The 5,248-nt window shown below is 45.8% G+C and carries 4 protein-coding genes; 3 read left to right on the top strand and 1 reads right to left on the bottom strand.

The annotated features are described in order from the left end of the window. The first annotated feature begins 251 nt into the window (after positions 1 to 251). From RN22_RS20115 to RN22_RS20105, 3 genes are all read left to right on the top strand, one after another. Positions 252 to 959 (top strand): response regulator, encoded by a 708-nt coding sequence (locus RN22_RS20115; RefSeq protein ID WP_046307143.1) that lies wholly within the window; start codon positions 252 to 254, stop codon positions 957 to 959. A 185-nt stretch (positions 960 to 1,144) separates the two neighbouring features. Next, on the top strand, positions 1,145 to 2,041 hold the full coding sequence (locus tag RN22_RS20110; RefSeq protein WP_046307146.1) for a DNA-3-methyladenine glycosylase: 897 nt from the start codon (positions 1,145 to 1,147) through the stop codon (positions 2,039 to 2,041). Positions 2,042 to 2,169: 128 nt separating this feature from the next. After that, positions 2,170 to 3,189 (top strand): hypothetical protein, encoded by a 1,020-nt coding sequence (locus RN22_RS20105; RefSeq protein ID WP_046307142.1) that lies wholly within the window; start codon positions 2,170 to 2,172, stop codon positions 3,187 to 3,189. A 60-nt stretch (positions 3,190 to 3,249) separates the two neighbouring features. Here RN22_RS20105 and RN22_RS20100 read toward each other — a convergent pair whose 3' ends face one another. Continuing rightward, positions 3,250 to 4,497 carry a hypothetical protein gene (locus tag RN22_RS20100; protein ID WP_046307140.1) on the bottom strand — a complete coding sequence of 416 codons (1,248 nt, stop codon included), beginning with the start codon at positions 4,495 to 4,497 and terminating at the stop codon, positions 3,250 to 3,252. Positions 4,498 to 5,248: the final 751 nt, after the last annotated feature.

Here is a 5,248-nt window from a genome sequence, read left to right as displayed (position 1 = left end):
TTCTATTTCCGTGGAATTTAACGAAGAAGTGGGCGCATTGATGACCTCCCTTCGGGCGAGTTGACTGGCGCCGTGCTCTTTGTTGTCCCTTTTTGATGGAGGTGACTACACCAGCAAAGGGACGCCGCGATCACAACACCAGTCAATCTCGCTGAATCCTGCATCTTCAGGTCGTTTGGGTATACCCTTAAATCCTTTGAAAATCAGAGCTAAACTATCAACAGAGACTAAGCAAGGAGTCAGCAGTACCTATGGCACAAAACATCCGCGTCGTTATCGCAGAAGATGACGTTCAAATCGCAGAGATTCAAAAACGCTTTCTTGAACGTATCGATGGCGTCGAGCTTGTCGGCATCGCTCATACGCTTGAAGACGCGGAAGATTTGGTGGATGTATTCAAACCCGAACTACTGCTTCTTGATAACCACTTCCCTAATGGAACAGGCCTCGAGCTTCTCCGCAAATTACGGGCAAACAACAGCGAAACCGATGTCATTCTTATCACAGCAGCCAAAGAAGTTGATACCTTGCGCGAAGCACTGAGAAGTGGCGTATTTCATTACATACTTAAACCGCTGGTGTTTGAACGCCTGCAAGATGCCATTCATCAATACGCCGCGCATCTTGAAAAATTGCATGCCATGGATGATTTGGTTCAAACCGACGTCGATACCTTATTACCTCAACGTGCGGTAAGTGCCGGTGCAGCGCCACAAGAAATTTCCAATTCCAATCAGCGTCTTCCAAAAGGGATTGATGGCATCACTCTCGATAAAATCCGCACCGTGTTTTCTGATTCAGAAGAATCCCTCAATGCAGAAGAAGTTGGTGCCATGATCGGCGCGAGCCGCACCACGGCAAGACGCTACCTCGAATACATGGTCAGCACCCAAGAGCTAGAAGCACAAGTTAACTACGGTAGCGTCGGTCGACCAGAACGCAGGTACATCTCCGCATAACCCTATTGCAGACTAAGAGAACAGTCACGCGACTGTGATCCTAATTGAATAAATGAAAGTGAAAATATTCAGTTATAGTGCGTTAAGGCGTTATTTGTCGTGTTCCATCGAATGAACGCTTAGTCTTGATTGTCAGCGCTTTCCGCAAGTTTACAGGTCCTTCTTCTTATATGGAGTTAGAAAACATGAGCCACGCTCCTCTTTCAGTGACAACGTCACTCCCTGAAAATTTTCGTCATCACGATTTTCTGACTTTCCATAGAAGAGACAAAACTGAGCTTGCCGAAAAAGTCGAAGGCAATGAAGTGATAAAAGGCATCACCTTAGAAGGCGTTCCTACCCTACTTCACCTTTCTTTATCTGCAGATTCAGCCAGACTGGATATTCAATCGGACGCAGAAACGTGCCTAATGACAGAGGACGATCTCAATAGACTTCTTCAACATATGCTCGGACTAAAGCAAGCCACAGAAGACTTTGAATCAGAATACAAAGCTCACTGCGATATTTCCCGCCTATTAAATCATTCTGCAGGGCTCAGAATTCCACAAACTGTCACGCCTTTTGAAGCCATTACCTGGGCGATCACGGGGCAGCTCATCAGCGTTGAAGCCGCAGTCTCAATTCGACGCAGACTGATTCAGGCAACCGGGAAGCAACACAGCAGCGGCATATGGTGTTTGCCCGACGAAACAATTCTGGCAAGAACAGAGATTGAAACATACCGAAGCTGCGGATACTCAAACAGTAAAGCCACAACCATTCAACGTATCGCACAAGCCTTGGTAGACGGTAGCCTGTCTCTGTCGTTAGATGCAGACCCCGAAGAGATCGGCAAACAGCTTCTTGCCGTCAAAGGCGTGGGGCCTTGGACAGTCAGCTATACCCTGTTGCGTGGATTCGGCTGGTTGGATGGTTCACTTCATGGCGATGTCGCCGTCCGCAGAAGCCTTCAACAGTTATTAGGGTTGGAAGAAAAGCCAACGGAGAAAGAAACCCAACAATGGCTTGCTGCTTTTTCTCCTTATCGCGCTTTGGTCGCTGCACATTTATGGGCGATGGATTCGGACAAGAGCTACTAACCCGCTCACTTCTCTAGCAATTTGATGCATTAGCAGGCACTTGAACATCTTAACGTGCCACAGTTGCGGAACCCTCATGATCATTGCGGTATGCTCCCCGCCCTCGTACCGTGATCAATGACACATTTATGCATTACAAAAACATGTTGGGTTATCGTTACCCTAAAGGGCCGTTTGCCATGATCAGCGTGTACACCTTCACCGGTGCCGCTGTTGTTACCTCTACGGTCTTTTCGCTGCTGCTATTCCTTTCCATTGATGACAACACCATGATGAAGGTGTTGTTTGGTACTCTGGCGATCATTTTCGAAGCGGGAAAATTCTACGCTTGGTACGAATTTGGAGAGCGTCGTGCACACAAAAACTACACAGGTGCAATCACTGCGTTGGTCTTCTATTTAGTGCTGGCTGCCATTTCTATTGGCGGGAGTATTGGCGGCATCAACAGTGCAACCAATAAGGCGCAGGGTGTTATCTCCATTCAGGAAGCAAAAGTCGCAGCCTACGACAGACAAATCGCGGCCATCGAAAAACAAATTGAGCTCAATAACCTCGCCGCTGAAAAGTACATTGAAATGGAACGCATCGCGACTGGCGTTACCCGTATTCAGCAGCAAAACAACAAGCTTCGTGAAGAGCAAATCAAGTTGGCAACTGAACGCGATTCGTTGCCGCCTGTAACGCAAGGCTCTGCGATTGGTTTGATTGACAGCCTGGCCGATGCATTCAGCGTTTCTCAGCAAGCTGCGCAATTCGGTCTTGTCGTATTCCTTTCGATTTTGCTAGATCTGTTTGCGGCTTTCTTTGTCGGTGTGATTGGTGAAGAGTTGCGTTTCCGACGCTTCTATCAACACCACACTGAAATTGATATCACGCCAGAAGACGTTAGCAAGCCGATTGGCTATCTGGAACATAAACCCGCTTTAGATGAGCCTTTCACAGCGGATGCTGCTTCCGCAGAAGAAGCACTGTCACTTGAAGATAAAGTGAAAAAAGCGGTGCAAGATGGCGTGATCACTTGCTCTAAGAAAGCCGTTGGTAAACATTTCCTGCTTTCAACCGATGATGTAGACGCTTTGTTTGAGCAAATGATGCTTGGTGGCCTCATTGCCAAGAAAGCCAATAATCATTATTACTTGGTGGCTTAAACCGCAATCAATGAAAAAGAGCGCGTAAAGCGCTCTTTTCTTTATTCGATTAATTGGAGTCTAAAGCCCGTCACTGGGTTCCGCACTGACTTCAGTCACACTGCTATCTCCCTTTGGCTTGATGGTATCAATCACCATCTTGAGGTCATCAATCAGCCCTTCGTTTTTGGTGTTTTGCTCTTCCAGTGTCGTCACTTGTGCCGTTAGCGATGCTTTTTCCTGTTGCGACATCGATAAATCTGACTGCACCTTATCCAGTTCACTCATCAGCTTCGCGAGTTGAGGATCGACGTCGGGCTTCGACGTGAGAGCGGTATTTAACATCTGGGCCTTTTCTTCCAGCACCAGGGCTTGTTGCTGCATAGGTTGATTGCGAAGATCTAACCCTTCCAGCGCTTGCGCAATCGCATGCAATCGGTTTTCCAGTTCAAGGATCAGTGGTTCAAACTTGCCATCATCAACATTTCTAAACCGCTTTACCTCCTGACCGATATGCTTCACGTGGTCAATTTCAAATTGAACGGCAGCCACAGCGGCATTGATGGCATTTATGTCCCGGGGATTCGCATTAACGCTCGCTACCGCTTGTTCTAGCGAAGCCTCTGACTTAGTAAAACTGATAGGCGCTACCGACTTAAACCCTTCACGGCGAAGCAAGGTGATCTGATTTTTCAGTGGCTCAACGTGGTTTTTTAGAACAACGGCAATTTCTAATTTCTTGGCATTTTCAAGGAACACGACTTGCTTGACCTGCGCATCATCAATGTCGTTATCCGCAACATAAGCGAATAACTTCCTGTAATCAGAAGCCAAGCGGTTATAGCGTGATGCATACAACTCGTCTGCGCCTATCTCTCCGAGATAAGCCATCTCAGCGATCGATTCAGCCAGCAATGAATCTGCAGTCGTTTTGAGTGTTTGCAATTGGTCGAAGAGCCCATCAACTTTTGACAGGCGTTTGTCGAAGATTTCAGCATATGTCCCATCAGAGAAGATAGAATAGTCTTCTGTTGCTTTCGCTGGGTTTGATGCGAAGTCTTCGTAAACATCCACTGCTTCATCCCATGCATCGAACAGATCATCGACCAAGTCATCGTCGTAAAGCCTCAGTGACTTGCTTTCCTCCATCTTAGCCAGCCAACGCTCGTAGTCTGCTTTTGATGCTTCGTAGATCTTTAGTGTGTTCTGGTTTTCTTGGGCGGGTGCATTGGTTTCAGAAGCAACCTGTCTTGGCTCACTGGTTGACTGACAGGCACTGAGTAAAGATGCAAAGGCGACGGCACAAAAGACCGCATTGAGTTTGTTCATCGGCTAATCCCCTAGGTCACTGAATCTGAGCTGGTTAATGTTCAGAGCATCATTGTTTTATTTTTCTTATAGTTAGCTGTCACTAGTTAGCTGCCACTTTTCGCTTTTAGTGATCTGAATCACTCCCCTTAAAGCTAGACCAATGCCTGAATCAGAGTCAGCAGATAAACATGACTTAGATCACACTGATTTTTGTAAGTTTTACACGACGAGATCCCGTATTTAGAAAAAGATAACTTTCGTTTAAAAGAAGCAAAACCAAGTTCACATTTAATTAAAATCATCCTAATTAAAATCCTTAATGAAATAGAAAACAAAGAATCAAAGGATTGAATGATATGTTCTATTTTGGTTAATTAAATTAACCTAAATATAAATATCATTGTTAATCACGACTCTTATTTATCCAATAATTGTCGAATTTATATCTTATAACCATTGGCAATATAGATCTCGTTTATATGCTTAAGCCTTTGGCTTTATGATTCGCCACAACCGCGCTTGCTGACTGAAACCAGGTGGTTTCGAGAGAGTCTTCATACATGGATGATTCACTCTCACTTGTTAAATATATTTTATACCCAAACAACCTGAAGATGCAGGATTCAGCGAGATTGACTGGTGTCGTGATCGCGGCGTTTCTTTGCAGGTGTAGTCATCTCCATCAAAAAGGAACAACAAAGAGCACGGCGTCAGTCAACTCGCCCGAAGGGAGGGCCTCAATGCGCCCACTTCTTCGTTAAATTCCACG

This window comes from Grimontia sp. AD028 (assembly GCF_000973155.1).
GTDB lineage: Bacteria > Pseudomonadota > Gammaproteobacteria > Enterobacterales > Vibrionaceae > Enterovibrio > Enterovibrio indicus.
Note: the sequence above shows the minus strand (reverse complement) of the source record. Positions and strands in the feature narration are given on the sequence as shown.